This window comes from Sphingosinicella sp. BN140058, from assembly GCF_004135585.1.
GTDB lineage: Bacteria > Pseudomonadota > Alphaproteobacteria > Sphingomonadales > Sphingomonadaceae > Allosphingosinicella.
This window is the reverse complement of the sequence record NZ_CP035501.1, coordinates 3,001,782-3,021,020: the sequence shown is the minus strand read 5'-3', so window position 1 is coordinate 3,021,020 and position 19,239 is coordinate 3,001,782. Positions and strand designations below refer to the sequence as shown.

Sequence of the window (19,239 nt, the reverse complement as noted above, 5' to 3'; positions counted from 1 at the left end):
GGAGCGATCCTAGCGGATGCGCCCCATCAGTTCGGCTTTCTTGCTGTCGAACTCTTCCTGGCTGATCGCACCGATGGTCAGCAGCTTGTGCAGCCTTTCAATCAGCGCGAACGGATCCTCCGCAGGCTGCGCGCCCGTCTGCGGCGCCGCCGCCCCGCCGAGGCCACTCGCCATCGCCTGGCCGATCGCCACGCCCGCCGCCGCGCCGGCACCGAGCCCGGCGATCCCGCCTGGCTGCGCCGCGGCCGTGCCGATCGCTTCGGCGGTCTGAAACTTGGCGTAGCGATCGAGATCGCCGAGCACCCGCATCGAGCTGCTCTTGTCGAGATATTTCTGCACCTCTTCGGGCAAGGACAGGCTCTCGACGAAGAAGCTGTGCACCCCCAGGCCCCATTGCGCGAAGACCGGTGTCACCGCCGCCTTGATTGCCTCCGAAAGCTTGGTCTGGTTCGCGGCAAGGTCGAGGAACGCGATCTCGCCGCCGCCGAGGCCGGTTGCGATCGCCGTCGCAACGGCGGCGCGCAGCTGCGGCTCGACATCCTCGACCCGCAGCCGCTCCAGCGTTCCCATCAGCCGCACGGCGAACGCGCTGACGTCCTCGATGCGGAACGAATAGGTGCCGAAGGCGCGGATGCGCAGCGGCCCGAATTCCTTGTCACGCACGGTGACGGGCTGCGAGGTTCCCCATTTCTGGTTGATCTGCTCCTTCTGCGAGAAGAAGTAGACGTCGGACTTGAACGGCGACTTGAAGGCCTTGTCCCAGTTCATGAGTGCGGTGAGCACCGGCAGATTGGCGGTGTCGAGCGTATGGAGCCCGGGGCCGAAAACGTCGGCCACCTGGCCCTCGTTGACGAAGGCAGCCGCCTGGCCTTCGCGCACCGTCAGCTGCGCGCCGTTCTGGATCTCGCGATCCTGCATCGGATAGCGGATGGCGAGATCGCCGGGTTGCTCGACCCAATCGATCACATCGACGAATTGCTTCGAAAGGAAATCGAACATGCCCATCTGAATGTCCCCGCGCTGGTGTTCTACCATCCTAACACGGCGCGAACGGGGATAAACCCGTTTTTTGCGCGTGAGGCCACTCCCGCGTACAACTCGGCGGCCCGGAAGATGGAGACAAAGATGTACGTGGTGCTGCTGGAAGACGATCCCGCTTACGCCGATGCGCGCGCGCGGCTAATGGAGGAGCATCTGCAATTCCTCGTTCGGAATGGAGACACGATCCGAAGTGCCGGACCGCTCCGCGACGAGATTGCCGATGCGGCCGCCGGCGGCCTCTGGATCGTCGATGCCCCGGATCGCGAGGCCGTTCAGGCCCTGGTGGAAGCCGATCCGTTCTGGCCGACCGGTCTCCGGAAGAGCGTCTCGATCCTGAGCTGGCGTCAGGTCTTCGCGGACGGGCAGAGACGGGTCTGAGGCCGGTTCACCCGGGCGGAGGCCCAGCGTAGCGTCCGATGAACAGGATCGCGCCAGTGCGGGTGTCGCGCACCAGCAGCACGAACGGATGATCAGCGCGGAAGACGACTGGCGGCAGCGGCTTGCGGTTCGTTCCGGTGACGACGATGCCGACCACGGCGGTGGCGGCCGCAGCTTCGGATCCGAGCTCGTCGACGTCCAGAAAGGTCTGGTGAAGGATGGTTCCAAGCGTCACTGGATGATCGTTGGTCTCGGCGCTGTTCGCGTCGACCACTTTCATGGCGGAAAAATCCGCCTCGCTGGATAACGCCACTTTGAGCCCGAGCTCTTCGAGCGCGGGATTAAGTACTCCTTTCCATCCCAGTCGAAATCTGGGGAGAGTCAGAATGGTGTCGCGCGCAGATGCCTCGCCCAACTTGTCGAGACAGGCCGCCAATGTGTCCGAGCCAAGCCGCTTCTCGACACGGGCCAGCCCTGCCGGTGACGATGGTAGAAGCACCAGCATCTCGAGCTCCCCGGCGCGGAACGGGAGCGAGGCAAGCTGCGCACCTTCGCACGAGGTGATTCGGAAAGCTGCGCGCTGGTGCATCAGCGGCACCTGACGAATCGCGCCGTCGACCAGCTTGAAGGGCCCTTCTCGGGTCTCTGCCTTGCTGAATTGTGAGGCCCATTGCGCCTTGAGGTAGATGGTGTTGACCAACACAGCCTTCGTGCCCGCGGAAACCGCCCCTTGCGGGATCAGCTTACGAATGCGGTCACCAGTCTGCTGCTCCACCCACCGGTTGATCTCCGTCCTTGCGGCTTCGGCGTCGCCTTCAAAGTCGGCCCGCGCGAGGCCGGCGGAATAATGGCTCTCCATATCCGCGACATAACGATCCGAGAGCCGCAGCCCGTTCTGGATCCACAGCCGATTCGCGACGGCCAATGTGCGGCCGGGCGCATCGATCTTCATCGTCCGCAGCACTTCGCCGTTTACGGCTGCGAACGCCGCCGGCGGCAGAGGATAATGGAGGACCTTGCGGATCTCGTCCGCGGTTGCGCGCGCAGCCCCCCGATATGCGAGGCCGATGGCTGTCGAGACGCTCGCCGGCGAGAGAAAGAGATTGCCGTCACCTCTCGCCGAAGCCTTGTAGAAATCGAGCGAAAATGCGTTCAGTCCGTCAATTGCGGCCTCGCCCTCAGGTCCGAGTACCGCCGCCACCGGCCGATCCACCTCCTCGACCACCCCGAGGTCCGGCTCCTGCGCCGATGCGGCTGCCCCTGCTGCAAGCAGCGCCGCGCCTATTACCATTCGAAAGCAGCTGGCCATTTCGCCCCTCCCGAGGTGAGTTAGCCTGCCGGATCGCAAAGGAGCGGTAAACGCAGCCTTATCGAGACGCCTCAGCGCTCCCCTGACGACGTGAGCTTCCGCTCGATGCGGTCGATCGCCGCGCCGATGCGTCCGCGCGAATAGGTCAGGCCCTGATAGAGCGCGAGCGTCGCGCGGCCCCACCGGATGTAGAGCGACGGACGCTCGATCTCGCGGGCGAGGAAGAAGATGCGGTGGCTCCAGGCGCTGATCCGCGCCCGCATCCAGTAGATGAGCTTGCGGCGCGGCGGCAGCCCTGCCGCCGCAGGCGGGACGCGCTTACGCGGTCGAGTGCCGCGGCGGCGATGCGCCAACCGCCAGGCGAGGCCCTCGCGACGCTGCCTGAAGCCTGCCGCCTGGGTGCCGACGATGAACTCGGCATCGACCGTCTCGAGCGCGAGCCGGCCGCCGGCGATCGCCTCTTCGACGATGGCATGGAGTTCCGGCGCCCGCACGACGACGACGTTGGTCCCGCGTCCGTCCGAGGAATAAGGCTCGACCCAGGCGTCGCCGAACGAGATGTCGGCGGTTTCGGCGACGACGTCGTCGCAGAAGTTGCACGCCGAATTCTGGAAATAGCCCGCACCCCAGTCGCCGTCGACCAGGTGCCACCAATCCTGCCAGACGGTGCGATCGTCCTGCAAGGTCAGGTGAGCGGTATACCAATTGGCCGGACGATCGGCATTCTTCATCCGATATTCGACGGCCTTCACTGCGTCGAAGGGCACGTCCAACTGCCACGCGAAACTCTCGACGAAGCGGGCGCTCTTCATGTGGCCGCAGAACAGGCCAAGCGTATGGGTGATGCGCTCGCGCAGGATTTCGTCCTCGGCGCGCTGAAGGTTCACGCTCTTGATGAAGCAGGGAACCCCCACCACCGCGTAACGACCAGGCACCGCCCGTATCTCGTCGAGCACGGCGGAAAGCTCGATCGGATAGTAACGCGATTTGGCGCCTGCCCGCACATCGGCCTGGCTTCGCGAAATGCGATAGCCGAAGAAGCGGCCTTCTGCGGCGCGATCGGCGGCGGGTGCGACATGCGCAACCCCGTCGACCAGGCCGCGGCGCAGGAGCTCGGCGGCGATCCAGGTGACCATCCCGCCCGAGCTGCCGGCGGTGCGGAAATCCTGTTCGGAAACCGCGCCGACATAGGCTTCCTCGAACCGCCCGATCCGGGAGTCGACGACCCGTGCCTCGGGATAGAGGGCGATGGCGATGCTGTCCTCGTCGCGCGCCGCCGGCGAGAAGGGGCAGAGGCGTGCGAATTCGGGGGTTCGCTGGCGATACCAGCTTTCCGGCCCGGTCGGCTTCAACTGGCCGTAGCGGTCCCATTCCATGGTCGCGCCGGCCGGCTTCGCCCCGGCGGCGCAGCCGCCGCAGCCGATACACAGGCCGGAGCCGACGATGTCGCGCGGGCTGAGCGCAGGCGTCTCAGGCGAGCGCATGCGCAAGGTAGGTATCCGACTGCCGGCGGAGGGCGGCGATGCGATCTCCGATCCCGGGATCGAGCGGTGTCCCGAGCAGATCACCGATCCGGGAGGCATCGCCCGGCATCGTGGTAAGGTGCGGTTCGGCACCGACGGTGCGCATCAAGTCGCGCACCTTGTTCGAGCGATAAGCGGACGAAACGGCGGCGAAGGGTCGGTTGTGCAGCAGCGCGAAAACGCAGCCGTGGAAGAAGTTGGTCGCGACCGCAGCCGCGCGGCCGATCAGCCTCGAGAACTCGTCGGGTCCGGCGTCGATCGCCTGCTCGTCCGCATACGGGCTGCGATAGCCGACGCTGACGATCCGATATCCCCGCGCATCCGCCCAGGCCCGCACCGCATCGCCATACCAGTCCGGGAAATTGTGGCCGTAGAGGGCGACATAAGGTCGTTCCCGCTCCTGTTCCGGCTCCGGCGTCACCGGAGGAAATTGAAGGCAGGGATCCAGCACCAGTGCCGGCTCGACGCCGAGCGCCTCGCGCACCAGCGAACGGCTGTTGTCGTCGCGGACGGAAATGGCGGAGAAGCGCCGCAGCTTCTCGGCCCAGGCCTGGTCGAGCCCCTCCGAGGCATCGTGATTGCCGAAGCTCGCCGCGTAGGATGCAAGACGGCCGGCCTCGATCCCGGCGCCGTAGAAGATCGGCTTCCCGCCATACCAGGGATGGCGCATGTTCCAGACCTCGTCGCTGCCGACCACCACCAGATCGTAGCGGTCCATCTCGCCCGGCGCATGGAGGGAAAAGCGGGAGGAGCGCGGCAGTCGGTCGACGGCGTCGATGATCTTGCGGGCCTTCTCCTTGTAGAAGGGGAAGTCCGATCGGGCGGATCGTTGCGGCAACAGGGGCTGGAACGCACAGCGCCATTCGACGCGGTTCACCTGCTCGCAATGGTGATCGAGCAGGACCGCATCATGGCCGCGACCGCGCAGCCCTTCGACGAGCGCACGCGCTTGCCAGTAGGAGCCGTAATTGATGCAGCGGTGAAAGGTGAGGATGCCGATCTTGGGAACAGCGGTCACGGGTCGATCGGCCAAGCAGAACCTCGATGAGGATGGGGAGGAATGACGGCTCGCCAATGCGTCGCCCCGTCCTTGGTTCCGCCGCACCGGGGCTCCTTCCCGCAGGGTCAGCGGCAAGTCAACGGACGACCGCAGATGGTGCGCCGACTCCGCCGAGCGGCCGCTTGCTTGAGGCGAACGATCCGCCGCGCCCGCCCCTGCGTCGCTGCGCGCCATGCTTTCTTCACCAGAATGGACGAAACCCTCGACAAGCGGTTCAAAAGTCGCGATAGACCGTTGCGACCAAATTCGGTGGTTGACGTTGAGCTTCCCTAGTGGCAGCAGACTCGAAAGCCGCCCAGGGGAGATATTTACATGAAATCGAGAATTTTGTCTGCTTTCATTGCGAGCGCCATGATCGTTGCCCCGACGGCAACTTTGGCACAGAGCGCAGCCCCGGCGCCGGCCGTAGAGACGGTGTCTGCTGGCGAAGGCAACAACCTGCTCGGCGGTGGCGGCATGGTCCTTGCCGGCGTGTTCTTCGCGACGCTGCTGGCGCTGATCCTGCTCGAGGACGAGATCTTCGGCGATGACGGCCCGCTGAACCCGGGTACCCCGGTCACGCCGTAACCGGATTTCGTCTCCCCGGCATGGAACGGGAAGATCTAATCTGAAATTGGAGGCACGACCTGATCACGGATCGGGTCGTGCTTCTTTTTTTGCGTCGTAGCGACGCGCCGATCTCGTCAGCCGCGCCAATCGATCCAGTCGCCGTATGGATGGCAGATTGCCAGGGTCCTGGTCTCACCAGTGGGCCAGCAGGTCAGCGACAACCGAACCTCGCTGCGCTCGGGAGTCCATTCGAATGCGATCCAGGCGAGCGGCCGCTCCAGGGTCGCCTCTGCGCCCGCGCGGCAGATCGCATCAAGTACATGAGCGCGGTCGTCGTCCGTCAGATATTGAAGCACCATCGAGTGGAAGACGACCCGACACCGCCCGGTCTCCTGCGGCGATGCGAGACGTTCGGCCAGCCACGAAGGGGCGTCGGCACGATCGATCCGTGGCGGATGGCGCCGCGCCACGGCGAGCGCATATTGAAGCCGGCGGGCACGTTTCGGCTGGTCCGCCCAGACGAAGGACAAGAGCCGCTCCCGGGTCTTCTCGTCACCGGCGTCGAGCGGCTTCAGGTCGACTCCTCGGGCCGCGAGAACCTCGATCGGGGCACAAGCCGGGCGCGATCCGCGCCATTCCGGCGCGATTCGCACCGGCGAGTCCGGGGTTCCGGCGGAAAGCCCGCCGAGATCATAAGCATAGCGCGCGAGATTGAGATTGAGCCCGCAGCTGGAGCCGAGTTCCAGAAGCTCAAACGGGAGCCCGAACTTGCGCCGTGCCACCATCAACGCCGCACCGATTGCGGCGGCTCGGCCGACTTCGTTGGTTTGCGGCGGATCGCGCATCCATTCGGCGATGAAATCGTCTCCGGCAACAAGCGCCGCGCCGATCGCGCCGTCATAATCGTCATGCTCGCGGCGATAGAGCGCTTTCAGCGCCGGCGGCATGCCGCGACGGGCCAGCGCGTGAAGCGCGCCGTTGAAGCGCATCGCCAGGGCCGCCGCCGAGGGATCGCACGGCCAGTTCGCAAACAGATCCGCCGTCCGCGGCGCCTTGCGCAGCTGCCGGTGACTTGCCTCCAGCACATCCGCGACGAACGGAGATCCGAGCGCGCGCGCGATTCCGGCCTGCCGGCAGAGTTCGCTCTGGTCGGCGATTTTGGCCATCATGTTCATGCAATTTTCCCCGCTCGACCGGTCTTGCCGAGGCTGTCCGTTCGCGGCTTGTTCTGAAATCGGGACCTGGACGACGAAGGCTCGCAGCGACATGTCACCGCTGCGAGCCTTGCCAAGTGTCGTGCGCCGAGACGCTTACCGGCCGCCGACCGCGCGCAGCGCGCGGGCCGGCGCCGAACGTGCCGAGCGGCTGGCCGCGTCGGTGCCGGTGTTGAACCGGCCGACGAGGCTCGCAAGTCCGGTCGCCTCATCGGCGAGGCTGCGCGCGGCGGCGTTGCTCTCCTCCACCATCGCGGCATTCTGCTGGGTGACCTTGTCCATCTCGCTGATTGCGCTGTTGACCTGGGCCAGCGCCGAGCTCTGCTGGTCTGCCGCCATCGCGATCTGGCTGACGAGTCCGGAAACCTCGTCGACCGAGCCGATGATCCGGGTGAGCGCCTTGCCGGCCTCGCCGACGAGGGCGACGCCGCCATCGACCTGCTTGGAGCTGTTCGAGATCAGCGTGCCGATCTCCTGCGCAGCATCGGCTGAGCGCTGGGCAAGCGCCCGCACTTCGTTGGCGACGACCGCGAAGGCGCGACCCGCTTCACCGGCATGCGCGGCTTCGACCGACGCATTGAGCGCGAGCAGATTGGTCTGGAAAGCGATCTTGTCGATCACCTCGATGATCTTGGTGATCTCCTGCGAGCTCTTTTCGATCTCGGCCATCGCGGCGACGGCATCGCCGACCACCTTGCTGCTCTCCTGCGCATCCGCCTGGGTGGCGCGGACCAGCTTGTTGGCCTCGTTCGCACCCGCCGCGCTGTTGTGCACGGTCGCGGTGATCTCGGTCATCGCAGCAGCGGTTTCCTCAAGCGAGGCGGCCTGCTGCTCGGTGCGGCGCGACAGATCGTCCGAGGCCTGGCTGATCTCGCCGGAGCCGCCATGAATGTTGCCGGTGGCAAGCGCGATCGACCCCATCGCTTCGCGAAGCGCGCCGAGTGCGCCGTTGAAGTCTTCCTCGAGCTTGCGATATTCGGCCGGGAAATTGGCGAGGGTGACGGTGAGATCGCCGGCCGACATCTTGCCGAGCGCCTGGGCAAGATCGCTGACGACCTGCTGCTGGGCGGCCTCGGAGCGGACCTTTTCGGCGGATGCCTTTTCCTGCGCCACCGCGGCGTCACGGAACACCAGCACCGCCTTGGCCATGTCGCCCAATTCGTCGGCACGATCGGTGTCGGGCACGGCAATGTCGTTCTTGCCGGCGGCCAGATCGGCCATGCTGGCGGTCAGACGGGTGACCGGGCGGGCGATCATCCGGGTCAGCATCATCGCAAGGGTGATGGCGATGCCGATCAGCGCGATGGCGCCGAGGACGAGCACGATGCGCGCGGTGCTGATCGCGCCTTCCTGGCGGGCCGAATTCTCGTCGATCAGCTTGACCTGCGCTTCGCGAATGTCGCGCAGCGGCAGCACGGCGGCGCTGGTCAGCACGGCCTTGCCGGCGGAGCGTACTTCGGCCTGGGCGGCATCGCGCTGGCCCGCCTTGACCTGGTCGATGAGGCGATCGCCCCACTTCTTGCGCCAGGCAAGGGTTTCCTCGCGTGACTTGAGCAAAGCGGCCTTCTGCGCCGAATCGGTGAGCAGCGTCTCGAGCTCCGCCGAGGTGCTGTCATATTCCTCGCGGCCCTCGTCGTAGGACTTCAGATACGTCGTGTCGCCGGTGACCAGAAAGCCACGAAACTGGCTGTTCTGCCGCAGGATCGAGGTCTCCAGCGCCAGCGCCTTGGCGTGGATCGACTGGCTCATATTGTTCCGGTCCGTCGACGTGCTGATCATCGAGATGTTCACGAAGAACACGAGCATGACGATCGCGGCGGAGGCGCAGATCATGAGGAAAGAAAGGCCAAGCTTTCTCGGGATCTTCATGGATTTCAACATCATAGCAACTTTCGCTTGGAGCCCGAACTGGAAGGTCCGGATGTGCCTGCGGCTGGGCTGCGGGCACTTCCGGTTCAACTCAGAAGGAGAGGCGGCAGGACATCCGCCCCTTCGCCCCTGGATATCAGATCCATTATAGAACGGAGCCGACCAGGGGCCCGCGCTTGCGTGATTTAACTCGCGACACTTCGGTATCGGATGGCCGAACCCGACGGGTCCGGCCATCCTTCCCGCCTCAGAAGGAGAAGCGTACCGAGGTCGAGACGGTGCGGCCGGTGAGCACGTGCGCACGAGCCACTCCTCCGGCCGGGACCGTCGGATCGTCGATCGCCGTGATCGCGAGCACGTCGAACAGGTTGTTGGCGTTGACGGACAAAGTCACCCGGTCGGTCGGACGGAATTGCACGAAGGCGTTGGTGGTGACGTAACCCGGCACCTTCAGCAGATTGTCGTCCGTCGCGTAGCTTCCGGTCGTCCCGATGAACACCGCGCCGATGCTGAAGCGATCGGTCGAATATTGCGGAGTGGCCTGGAAGATCAGCTTCGCCTGATGGTGTGGAACGTTGCCCTCGATCGCCGGATTGACGAAATCCGAGAGGATCTCCGCGTCGGTGTAGGTTGCACCGGCGGTGAGGCTGACCGGTCCCTTGCGGAAGCCGCCCTCGAACTCGGCACCCATTGCCTTGTAGTCGCGGACGATCGGCTGGCCGTTGGTCGTGTCGATGTTGGTCTCGGCGGCCTTCGCCCAGAAGCCGGTCACGTTCAGCGTCAGACCGCCCTTCCGGTACTTCACGCCGGCTTCCGCCTGCTTGACGTTGTCGACTGCCAGCTGCGGGTAGAGGATGTCGCCATCACCACCGATCACCGGGCTGAACAGCAGACGGTCGGCGTTGGCGCGGCCGCCCTTGCTGTAGCGCGCAAACACCGCGAGCGGCTCTGCGATGCGGAAGTTGATACCCGCCGAGTAGGACAGATAATCATAGTCGTAATCGAGCGGAGCCGGAGTCGACAGCGGAAGTACCGAAACCTGCTGCTCGGCGATCGAGATGACGCCGTCGCCGTTCATGTCGCGCGGCGCGAGGCCGATGCGGCCACCGCCGAGTTCGGCGCCCTGGACGGAGCCCTTTGCGCTGCCGAAATCGTAGCGCAGGCTGCCGCCGATGGCGATCTTGCCGATATGGTAGTTGATCGAGCCGAACGGAGCGTTGGTGGTGTAGCCGAGATCGTAGCTGCGGCGCAGCCCTCCGCCGAGACCGCCATATTGGAACACGCCGTCCTGCGTGATCTTGGCGCCCGTGGCGGTGACGATGTCGAGCAGGTGTGAATCGCCATTGTCGGCGATGTCCGAGAACACGGTCGACCACAGCCAATCGGTGTCGATCGTCTGGTGCGAGCTATAGAAGCCGGCCGTGGTGGTCAGATCGCCGCGACCGATCTCCCAAACGCGGCTTGCGCGAATGTCATTGGTGACATTGTTGACGCTGTTGAGGTCGGTATTGGCAACCATCAGCAAAGCGGCGAGGCCGTTCTCGTTGAGGGTCATCGGGTTACCGATCGATTGACCGACATTCCCGCCATTGGCGAAGAAGGCGGTTGCGCCCGGTCCGCCGAACGCCATCGGCAGCACCGCCGCAGGCATGAAGCCGGCATAAGCAATACCGATATAGTGGCCCGACATGTTGGCGAAACGGAACCGCTCGGTTACGTCCCAGCCCGCCAGCTCGAACTTGCCCTCAAGGCCGATCGTCTTGGCGATGGCATGCTGGCGCATGTCGTCGCTGCGCACATTGTTGTTGCCGTCGAGCGTCAGATTGTCCTGGTAGTTGCGCGAATAAAGCGTGTCATGACGCGCGTCGAACCCGGCGACGTTCTTGTACTCGGGATCCGAATTGGTCCCGGTCACCGCCAGCGGCACGGTGTCGTAGCTCGGCGAACGATCGTTCAGATACTTGCCGTACAGGCGGACGTAGCCTCCATCGAACTCCTTGGTGACGTTGAATTTCACCTGGCCGCCTTCGGTGGCGTTGAAGCCGGTGTGGCGTACGCCCTCGCCGAGGCGGTAGAAGCCGCCGATGTGAAAGCGCACTGTCTCGCTGAGCTTGGCGCCATAATCGAAGTCGACGCGATATTGCTCGTAATCGAGACCTGCGGTCACTTCGACGTTGCCGCCTTCGGTCTCGCCCGTCTTCGAAATGAAGTTGACGATGCCGCCGGGCGAGTTGGACGCGAACGTCGACGCTGAACCGCCGCGGATCGCTTCGACGGCGGCCAAGTTCAAGTCGGCGCGGAGGAAGGTGTCGGCGGTCGCGAAGCTGATGTCGCCGAATTCGAACACGGGAAGTCCGTCTTCCTGCAGCTGCAGGAACTTCGCGCCACTCGACGCGAGCGGGAGGCCGCGGATGGTGATGTTCGCATTGCCCTCGCCATTCGCCGCTTCGGCGCGGATGCCCGGAATGTCGCGGAGGATGTCGGCAACCGAGCGGGCACCGAGCTTGACGATCTCGGCTTCGCGGAGCGAGCTGGTGGAGGTGGCGCTGTCCAGACGATCGCGACCTTTGGCGACGCCGGTGGAGAAGACTTCCTTGGCCGCCCCAGAATCGGCCGGCGCTTCGGCGCCGGACTGTTCGACGGCACCTGCCGTCGCGACTTCTGCCATCGCCGGCGCGGCCAAGGCCACCGGCGCAACACTGAGCAGCAAAAACAACTTACGCATATTGAATCCCCTGAACCTTCATTTTCCGAAACCGGCGGACACAAGCTGGGAGTTAACTGCCGCCGCAGAACCGATATCGTCCCTACACAGCGCCGGAAGTCTTTCCGTTAAGGGACGTTTTCGTAATTTTACTTATTCCGAACATCACCACCTGCCGATGATCGGCATAAGACAAAAACCCGCCGGACGCAGGCGTCCCAGCGGGTTCTTGTTTTTACTTCTATGATACTGCGCCGGCTGCGAAGACGCCGGCCCGCGCACGATCGGGCGGCGGCGCGACATGCAGTCCGCCGCCTGCCCGGATCAGAAGGCGAAGCGCAGGGAGGTCGAGATCGTGCGACCGTTGAGAGCACGTGCCGTGACGATGCCGCTCGCCGGGATCGCCGCCTGGGTGACTTCGACGAAGGCTGTCTTGTCGAACAGGTTGTTCGCGTTCAGCGACAGCTGCACCCGCTCGGTGGGGCGGAACTGCAGGAACGCTCCGACCAGGGTGTAGCCCGGCATCTTGAGCAGGTTGGTATCCTGCGCATAGCTGCTGGTGGTGCCGACGAAGTTCGCACCGACGGTGAACATGTCGGTGGTGACCTGCGGGGTCGCCTGGAAGATGAAGTTCGCCTGGTGCCGCGGCCGGTTGCCGATCACCGTCGGGTTGAACTCGTCATCCTTGATTTCGGCATCGGTATAGGTCGCCCCGGCGGTCAGGCTGAACGGGCCATGGCGATAGCCGCCCTCGAACTCGACGCCCTTTGCCTGATATTTGCGGATGATGCGCTCGACCTGCACCGAACCGTTGGCTGCGGTGTTGATCTGCAGGTTGCGCTCTCCGGTGTCGGCAAGAAAGCCGGTGACGTTGATTGTGAAATCCGATTTGCGGAACTTCAGGCCGAGCTCGGATTGCTTCACCGCGTCATAGGCATTCTTCGGGTCGGTCAAGCTGCCGTCGACCGGGCTCACCGCCGAGGTGAACAGGATCCGGTCAGCAGCGGCGCGGCCGCCCCGGCTGTAGCGGGCGAACACCGCCAGCGGCTCGGCGATGCGGAAGTTGATACCCGCCGAATAGCTCAGATAATCGTAATCGTAATCCACCGGCGCCGGATTGGTCAGCGGCAGGATGCCGGTGCGGCTTTCGGCGGCGGAGATCACGCCGTCCTGGTTGATGTCGTACGCCGTGACGCCGACACGACCGGCGCCGAGTTCGGACCCGTACAGCGAGCCGTTCACCTTGCCGATGTCGTAGCGGATGCTGCCGCCGATCGCGATCTTGCCCTTGTGGAAGTTGATCGAGGCGTAAGGCGCCGACACGTCATATTCGACGTCGTACTTGCGGCGATAGCCGGTGGTCACCGGCACTGCGCTGTAGGCGAAGTAGCCGTCCTGGGTCTGGCGCACGCCATTCGCGCTGGTCACGTTGATCAGCGCCGCATCGCCATCGCCGCGCACGTCGGTGATGATCGACGCGAACAGCCAGTCCGCATCGAGCGACTGCCGCGACTTGTAGAAGCCGGCAGTGGTGGTGAAATCGCCCCCGGCGATGTCCCAGACGCGGCTCGCCCGGATGTCGTTGGTGACGTTGTCGGTGCTGTTGAACTTGAAGTTCTGGAGCAGCGACAGCGACAGCAGGCCATTGCCGTTGAGCGACGCCGGGTCGGCGATCGCCTGGCCGGCATTGGGGCCGGTGGCGTAGCTCAAGCGAGCGCCTGGACCGCCGAGCGTGGTGGCAAGGATCGCAGCCGGAGCAATGGTTGCCGGGAAATTTTGGATGACCTGCGCACGATTGTCGGCGTAGCGGAACTTCTCGCTAATCGACCAGCCGGCAACGTCGAACTGGGTTTCCAGTCCAAGCGTCTTCGAAACCGCGTGCATGCCGTCGCGGGCGTCATCGCGGTACAGATTGTTGTCGCCGTCGAGGCCGATGACGTTGGTGATGTTGCGCGACAGCAAGCTGTCCTTCTTGATGTCGAAGTTGGCGACGCTCTTGAAATCCGGATCCGAATTGGTGCCCGTCACTGCGACCGGCGCCTGCAGATAGGCCGGCGTGCGATCGTCGAGGAGCTTGGCGTAGAGGCGAACATAGCCGCCCTCGAACTGCTTTGTGACGTTGAGCTTCACCTGGCCACCCTTCCAGGCGGTATAGCCGGCCTGGCGCGGGCCTTCGCCCGAGCGGTAGAAGCCGCCGATGTGGAACCGCAGGGTGTCGCTGATCTTCGAACCGTAGTCGAAATCGACGCGGTTCTCGCCATAGTCGAGGCCCTTGGTCACCTGGACGGCACCGCCCTCGACATCACCGGTCTTGGAGATGAAATTAATGAGGCCGCCCGGCGAGTTGGAGGCGAAGGTCGAGGCCGAGCCGCCGCGAATGGCTTCAACCGCACCGAGATTGAAGTCGGCGCGCAGGAATAGGTCGGACGAGACATAGGACATGTCGCCGAACTCGAGCACCGGCAGGCCGTCTTCCTGGAACTGAAGGAACTTGGCACCGCTCGATGCCAGCGGCAAGCCGCGGATGGAGTAGCTGGAATTGCCCTCGTTGACCGCTTCGGCCCGAATGCCCGGGATGTTGCGGAGGATCTCGGCGAGCGAACGCGCGCCGAACTTCTCGATCTCGGCGGCGCGCAGCGAACTGGTGGAGGTGGCGCTGTCGAGACGGTCGCGGCCCTTGGCCACGCCGGTGGAGAAGACTTCCTTTTCAGGTGCCTTGTCGGCCGTTGCCTCGGCGTCCTGCTGGACGGAAGCCGTTTCGGCGAGGGCGGGAGAAACCAGCGCAAACGGCGCTGCAGCAAACAAAAGCAGATACTTACGCATTACGGTCCTACTCCGGCGATGGTACAGGATCGATCGGCCGCTCCGTCCGGGCTCGGTCTCGCCACACGCGCGATCTGCATGGTGGAAGCCTTGCCGCGCAGATGTCCGACAGCCGCAGCGCGCTGCTGCGGGCAAAGAAGGACATCGATGTGGCGAAGGCTCTTGCCGCTCCAGGACGCTCGATCGCTGCCGTTCGCTGCACGTGCAGCGTCCTCAGCGATCATCACGCGCCCGGCGCGCTCATTCAGTCGATGTGCAACGTCTTTCCTGTGCAGGATGCGCTCGCATCCCTTCCCGCCTACTATAGCCGGCCAGCCAGCCGGAACGGGCTCATGACGCAATTATTTCGAAGAAAAAACAACGACCCGGCAAATATTGCCGGGTGATGCACTATATTCGAACCGATTGGGAAGTCTCGCTCATTTCGCAGATCGGCTGACTTCCATCGCCTTGCGGACGATTTCTGCAACACGATAGCACCCGGTGCCAATTGGCAGGCGGCTGGCCGATTACGCGCCATCCGCGCCCTCGCCAACCAAGCGTCAGCGAGGCTCGGTCGGCTGCGGGGCGACGGTGAGCGGACGGCCGAGCAGGGTGGCGGCGGCCGCGATCAGCTTGCCCTGGGTGATCGGCTTGGAGAGAAACTGCCCCCCCTCGACTCCGAAGCGCATTGCCGCCGACGCGACTTCGCCGCTCAGATAGAGAACGCCGATGCGATCGTTCAGCGCGCGGGCATGGCGCGCAACGTCGAAGCCGGTCGTCCCTTCCCGAAGATTGATGTCGGTGATCAGCAGATCGATACGCGAACCATCGGCATCGAGGACGTCATAGGCGCCCTGATCGGTTTGCGACCATAAGACATCGGCGCCGTTGTCCTCGAACGCCTCCTGAAGCATCAGGCCGATGAGCAATTCGTCCTCGACGATCAGGATACGGGCACCCGAAAGAACGGACATCACAATCTTCCTAGCCGAAAGCACGTCGAGAGGCTTTCACCAGGCAACGATACGCGCACGAAAACACCCCACGCCCAGAAGATGGACCCAAGCGCGACCCAAACGCGCCGATAACAAGCGGGTTCCATCCGGTGCGCCCGCCCCATGTGCCTTCAGGCGCTTTCCCATATCGGCGAAAGGCCGAAGCAGCGATCCCGCAGCGGCTCCGACCCGCTCCAGCCGACCGGTGCCGGTCGGTCAGACGACACGCTTAATCGGGCAAAGGGCGGCGCGGCCTCGCCGCCGTCGTCCGAGGCGAGATTCCACTTGGCCGCATAGGCATCGGACAGGCGCCGTTCCCACGCCGATCCGAGGAACATCTCGACTCGGCGGACCTCCCGGACGTCGAAGTCGCTTGCCGCGGCGCGGCCGCCGCCGGCTCGCCCGAGCCGCTCCCGCCAGTCGGCGCGCGGATCGATGGCTACAGCCAGCGCGGTTTCGACCAGAGTGGATCCGTCGACGTTCAGCCGCACGAGCGCCAGTCTTCGCGCGAGTACGCCAATGCCGATCGACAGATGCATCAGCCGCTCCTCGGGAACCGGTCGCCAGCTCGGGATCGGCAGCATATGCTCCTCGCCGGCCGCGGTCCGCACGATGACGGCGAATAGCCCCTTGCGCTTGCTGACCAGCGAAAGTTCGCAGCCGCCGGGTTCGCGGCAGGAGAGGACTCCGCGTGGGGCAAGGCCTTTATGGGCAGATAGCCTGCCGACGACATGGACGGTGACTCCCGGCGCATCGGCAACGGCGTTGTGACGCATCTTCACTCCCCATCGGCCCCCGCCGATCATCGATGCGCACGCTAGGCTGCCGATGTGCCAGCCCGGCGTCGCGCCGCCGTGGAATTTGTGTCAATTGTGACAAGGAAGCAGGCGGCACGCCCTGCCCTCGGGGTCAGCCCGACAGATTGAGCGTCGCCATCACCGCCGAAAGATAGAGAGGCCCCACCGGCACGGCCGAACCATTGGCAAGGAGAAGATTGCCGCCCCGGGCCGCGCGTCGGAACTCGCGGACCATTGAGGGTCGGACGAATGCCGAGCGATGCACCCGCAGCAATTCGGCCGGATCGAGCGTTCTTTCCAGCGCATCCATGGTGGTGCGCAAAAGGTAGGAACGGTGCTGCGTGTGCAACATCACATAATCGCGATCCGCGCGGATCAGCTCGATGTCCGCAACCGCCACACGAACCAGCGCGCCACGATCCTGCACCCAGAGTTCCTGATGATAGGGTGCTTCAGGGGCTTGCCCCGGTTTCAGGGGCGCGCGGACTTGTGCCCGGCGAAGCACCGCACGGACCCGGGCGATCAGTTCTCGGAGTTCGAACGGCTTGCTGACGTAATCGTCGGCACCGAGTTCCAGGCCGACCACCCGGTCGACCAGCTCCGACCGCGCCGTCAGCATGATGATCGGTGCCGAGGTGGCGGCGGGAAGCCGGCGCGCGATGCTGAAGCCGTCCTCTCCGGGCATGTTGACGTCGAGCAGGATCGCATCGACCGAACGGACGGCGAGGAGGGCGTCGAGAGCAGCGCCATTCTCGGCTTCGGAGGTCTCGAAGCCATGCGCCTGCAGATAGGATGCTATCGATTCTCGCAGATCCGGCTCGTCGTCGACGATCGCGACATGCGGCCGCCCGTTCACGCAACGCTCTCCGCCGCGACCATCTCTTCAAGCAGCTGATGCAGCCCCGAACGGGTGAACGGCTTTTCGAGAAAAGGGCGTCCCGCCCGCGCGAGCAGACGTGCGGCCGAGGGGCTGAGCGTATCGCCGGTGGAAAAGCAGAAGCGACGAACCAGATCCGGACGATCGCGCTGCAGCCAGGTGAACAAGGCGGCGCCGTCTATGTCGGGCATCCGCAAATCGCTGACGATCAGATCATAGTCCTCGGCGCGGAGCCGTGTCTGCGCAGCCTCACCGCCGCCGGCGATCGTACAGCGATATCCCTCGATTTGGAGCAGCGACGCGAGCGCTTCCGCGATATCGGGCTCGTCGTCGACGATCAGGGCCGTACGCTTCACGTCCTGGCGGGCGATCACCGGATCGGCGGCAACCGGTTCGACGACGATCTCCCCGATCGGCAGGCTGATCCGGAACAGGGCTCCGCCGCCATGATCGTGCACTTCAAGCTGGCCGCCATGGGCCTCGACGAGCCCCTGCGAAAAGGAGAGGCCGACGCCGGTTCCCATTTCCTGGGGCTTGGTGGTGAAGAAGGGCTCGAAAATTCGACGGCGCAGGTGCAGCGGCACGCCGGGCCCGGTGTCGGAGATGTCGACGCATAGAGTCCCCTCCTTCTCGCCGGCCGCCGTCGCGACATTCAAGAGCCGTGGACCGGATAGGTCCTGCATCGCTTGCTGCGCGTTGACGATGAGGTTGACGATCACCTGATGAAGCTGGTCGGCATCGGCCATCAGCAGGGGCAAATCGCGTGCGAGCTGCCGCTCGAGCCGGATGCCGCTGGATCGGAGGCCATATTCGGTGAGGTCCAGGGCGGCATTGACCACATCGTTGATCGCGACGGGCGCATGCCGCGGGCTGCGCTGCCGCGCCATCGCAAGGAAGGTCTGGACGATCCGCGCCGATCGCTCGGCAGCACGGCGGATCTTCCCCGCCCGCTCGGCGGCGGCGGTGCCCGCTGCCTGAAGCTCCAGCAACTCGGCCTGCGCGAGGATGATCGCGATCGGGTTGTTCAGTTCGTGGCTGACGCCGGCAAGCAGGGATCCGAGCGCGTTGAGCTTCTCGGACTGGTAGAGGGCCTCGCGCGAGCGTTCGAGTTCGCGCTCCGCGCGCTTCAGCGCAGTGATGTCGACGTCGAAGCCGGCCAGCCGGAATGGGGAATCCGCGTCGATCTGAACGGGAAAGCGCATTGCCAGCGCAACCTCGTCGCTATCGCCAAGGCGCTGCTCGATCACGCGCAACCGCCCGCTCGACAGCACTTCGCCGTCCAGCCGCGCGATTTCCCGGGCACGCTCCGGCGCCACCAGGTCCGCAGCGGTCTTGCCGACGAGTTCGGCCGGCCCGCGGCCGAGCCGCCGCGCCACCTCCGGATTGACGATGAGGTACCGGCCGTCTTCGTCCTTCAGGTAGATGCCGATCGGCGCGTGAGTCATGATCGCCGACAGCAAGGCATCGCTTTCCCGCCGTGCGGCTTCGGCCTTGGCGCGTTCCAATGTGGCCCAGGTGCGCTCGGCAACCTCGGCGACGAGATCGACGTCGGCGCGGGACCAGGATCGCGGCGTCTTCTGCTGAACCGAGAGGATCGAGACGAGCTGATCGTTCTTGATCAAAGGCACGGTGATCGCGGCATCGATGTCGAACGCCGCACAGGCGGCGCGCCCCTCGGCGTCCAGGCGCGGGTTGTCGAGCGAGTCCTGAACCCAGATCTCACCGGCGCGATGCGACGTCGTGATCGCGGCGCCGAACGCCGGGAACGAGAAGCGGCCGACCATCTCCACGACACTGCCGTCGGTCCAATGGCTCCGCGCGACCATCTCGGAGGCGCTCTCGTCGAACTCCATATAGCCGACGCGGCTGGCACCGAAATGGACGCCGAGGCGCTTCGACGTCTGATCCAGGATCACGTCGCTGTCGACTTCGTTGCGGAGGTGATCGCGGAGCGTGGCCAGGAAGCCTTCGTGCGTGTCCGCCGATGGAACGAGGGCGTCGGGCTGTGATTGAGGCATTCGCGACGTCTCCGGTCAGGCAGGCTGTACAACAAACGGGACCGGACACGGTCAAGCCGCCATTGGTCGCACGCGGCAATGACGTCGTCCGCGTCCGGCT

Annotated in this window: 15 protein-coding genes; 3 read left to right on the top strand and 12 right to left on the bottom strand. The window is 64.9% G+C overall.

Going from position 1 to position 19,239, the window contains the following annotated elements; translation table 11 throughout:
• Nucleotides 1-9: 9 nt before the first annotated feature.
• Entirely contained in the window at nt 10-1,005 is a 996-nt protein-coding gene (locus tag ETR14_RS13640) for an SPFH domain-containing protein (protein WP_129385355.1), read from the bottom strand.
• A gap of 108 nt (nt 1,006-1,113) precedes the next feature.
• Between ETR14_RS13640 and ETR14_RS13635 the strand changes: the two genes are divergently transcribed.
• Entirely contained in the window at nt 1,114-1,419 is a 306-nt protein-coding gene (locus ETR14_RS13635) for a YciI family protein (RefSeq protein ID WP_206185830.1), read from the top strand.
• Nucleotides 1,420-1,426: 7 nt separating this feature from the next.
• Here ETR14_RS13635 and ETR14_RS13630 read toward each other — a convergent pair whose 3' ends face one another.
• The 3 genes from ETR14_RS13630 to ETR14_RS13620 all read right to left on the bottom strand — a co-directional run bounded on the left by ETR14_RS13630 (nt 1,427) and on the right by ETR14_RS13620 (nt 5,269).
• Entirely contained in the window at nt 1,427-2,710 is a 1,284-nt protein-coding gene (locus ETR14_RS13630) for a serpin family protein (RefSeq protein ID WP_243455919.1), read from the bottom strand.
• Nucleotides 2,711-2,799: 89 nt separating this feature from the next.
• Nucleotides 2,800-4,212, bottom strand: a complete 1,413-nt coding sequence (locus ETR14_RS13625) for a Coenzyme F420 hydrogenase/dehydrogenase, beta subunit C-terminal domain (RefSeq protein ID WP_129385349.1) — start codon at nt 4,210-4,212, stop codon at nt 2,800-2,802.
• Entirely contained in the window at nt 4,199-5,269 is a 1,071-nt protein-coding gene (locus ETR14_RS13620) for a polysaccharide pyruvyl transferase family protein (RefSeq protein WP_243455514.1), read from the bottom strand. The genes ETR14_RS13625 and ETR14_RS13620 overlap by 14 nt, the downstream gene beginning before the upstream one ends.
• 354 nt (nt 5,270-5,623) lie before the next feature.
• Between ETR14_RS13620 and ETR14_RS13615 the strand changes: the two genes are divergently transcribed.
• Nucleotides 5,624-5,878: a hypothetical protein gene (locus ETR14_RS13615; RefSeq protein ID WP_165356435.1), complete on the top strand. Its 255-nt coding sequence runs from the start codon at nt 5,624-5,626 to the stop codon at nt 5,876-5,878.
• 116 nt (nt 5,879-5,994) lie between these two features.
• On the opposite strand, the gene ETR14_RS13610 is transcribed toward ETR14_RS13615, so the two are convergent.
• The 4 genes from ETR14_RS13610 to ETR14_RS13595 form a co-directional block, all read right to left on the bottom strand.
• The gene (locus ETR14_RS13610) at nt 5,995-7,035 is read right to left on the bottom strand and encodes a DUF2332 domain-containing protein (RefSeq protein WP_129385343.1); all 1,041 of its coding nucleotides are present in this window, start codon (nt 7,033-7,035) and stop codon (nt 5,995-5,997) included.
• Between the two features lie 135 nt (nt 7,036-7,170).
• A complete protein-coding gene (locus ETR14_RS13605) occupies nt 7,171-8,907 on the bottom strand; it encodes a methyl-accepting chemotaxis protein (protein WP_206185829.1) in 1,737 nt (578 codons plus the stop codon).
• A gap of 283 nt (nt 8,908-9,190) precedes the next feature.
• Nucleotides 9,191-11,668, bottom strand: coding sequence for a TonB-dependent receptor domain-containing protein (locus tag ETR14_RS13600; protein WP_129385342.1), 2,478 nt, complete (start codon nt 11,666-11,668; stop codon nt 9,191-9,193).
• A 303-nt stretch (nt 11,669-11,971) separates the two neighbouring features.
• Nucleotides 11,972-14,470, bottom strand: a complete 2,499-nt coding sequence (locus ETR14_RS13595) for a TonB-dependent receptor domain-containing protein (RefSeq protein ID WP_129385340.1) — start codon at nt 14,468-14,470, stop codon at nt 11,972-11,974.
• Nucleotides 14,471-14,571: 101 nt separating this feature from the next.
• Between ETR14_RS13595 and ETR14_RS13590 the strand changes: the two genes are divergently transcribed.
• Nucleotides 14,572-14,856 carry a hypothetical protein gene (locus tag ETR14_RS13590; protein WP_129385338.1) on the top strand — a complete coding sequence of 95 codons (285 nt, stop codon included), beginning with the start codon at nt 14,572-14,574 and terminating at the stop codon, nt 14,854-14,856.
• 156 nt (nt 14,857-15,012) lie between these two features.
• Here the strand turns inward: ETR14_RS13590 and ETR14_RS13585 are convergent, their stop codons facing one another.
• The 4 genes from ETR14_RS13585 to ETR14_RS13570 all read right to left on the bottom strand — a co-directional run bounded on the left by ETR14_RS13585 (nt 15,013) and on the right by ETR14_RS13570 (nt 19,139).
• On the bottom strand, nt 15,013-15,426 hold the full coding sequence (locus ETR14_RS13585) for a response regulator (RefSeq protein WP_129385336.1): 414 nt from the start codon (nt 15,424-15,426) through the stop codon (nt 15,013-15,015).
• 152 nt (nt 15,427-15,578) lie between these two features.
• Nucleotides 15,579-16,223: a hypothetical protein gene (locus ETR14_RS13580; RefSeq protein ID WP_129385334.1), complete on the bottom strand. Its 645-nt coding sequence runs from the start codon at nt 16,221-16,223 to the stop codon at nt 15,579-15,581.
• A gap of 133 nt (nt 16,224-16,356) precedes the next feature.
• Nucleotides 16,357-17,100: a LytTR family DNA-binding domain-containing protein gene (locus ETR14_RS28375; protein WP_165356434.1), complete on the bottom strand. Its 744-nt coding sequence runs from the start codon at nt 17,098-17,100 to the stop codon at nt 16,357-16,359.
• The gene (locus ETR14_RS13570; protein WP_129385332.1) at nt 17,097-19,139 is read right to left on the bottom strand and encodes an ATP-binding protein; all 2,043 of its coding nucleotides are present in this window, start codon (nt 19,137-19,139) and stop codon (nt 17,097-17,099) included. Before ETR14_RS13570 ends, ETR14_RS28375 begins: the two co-directional genes overlap by 4 nt.
• Between the last annotated feature and the right edge of the window lie 100 nt (nt 19,140-19,239).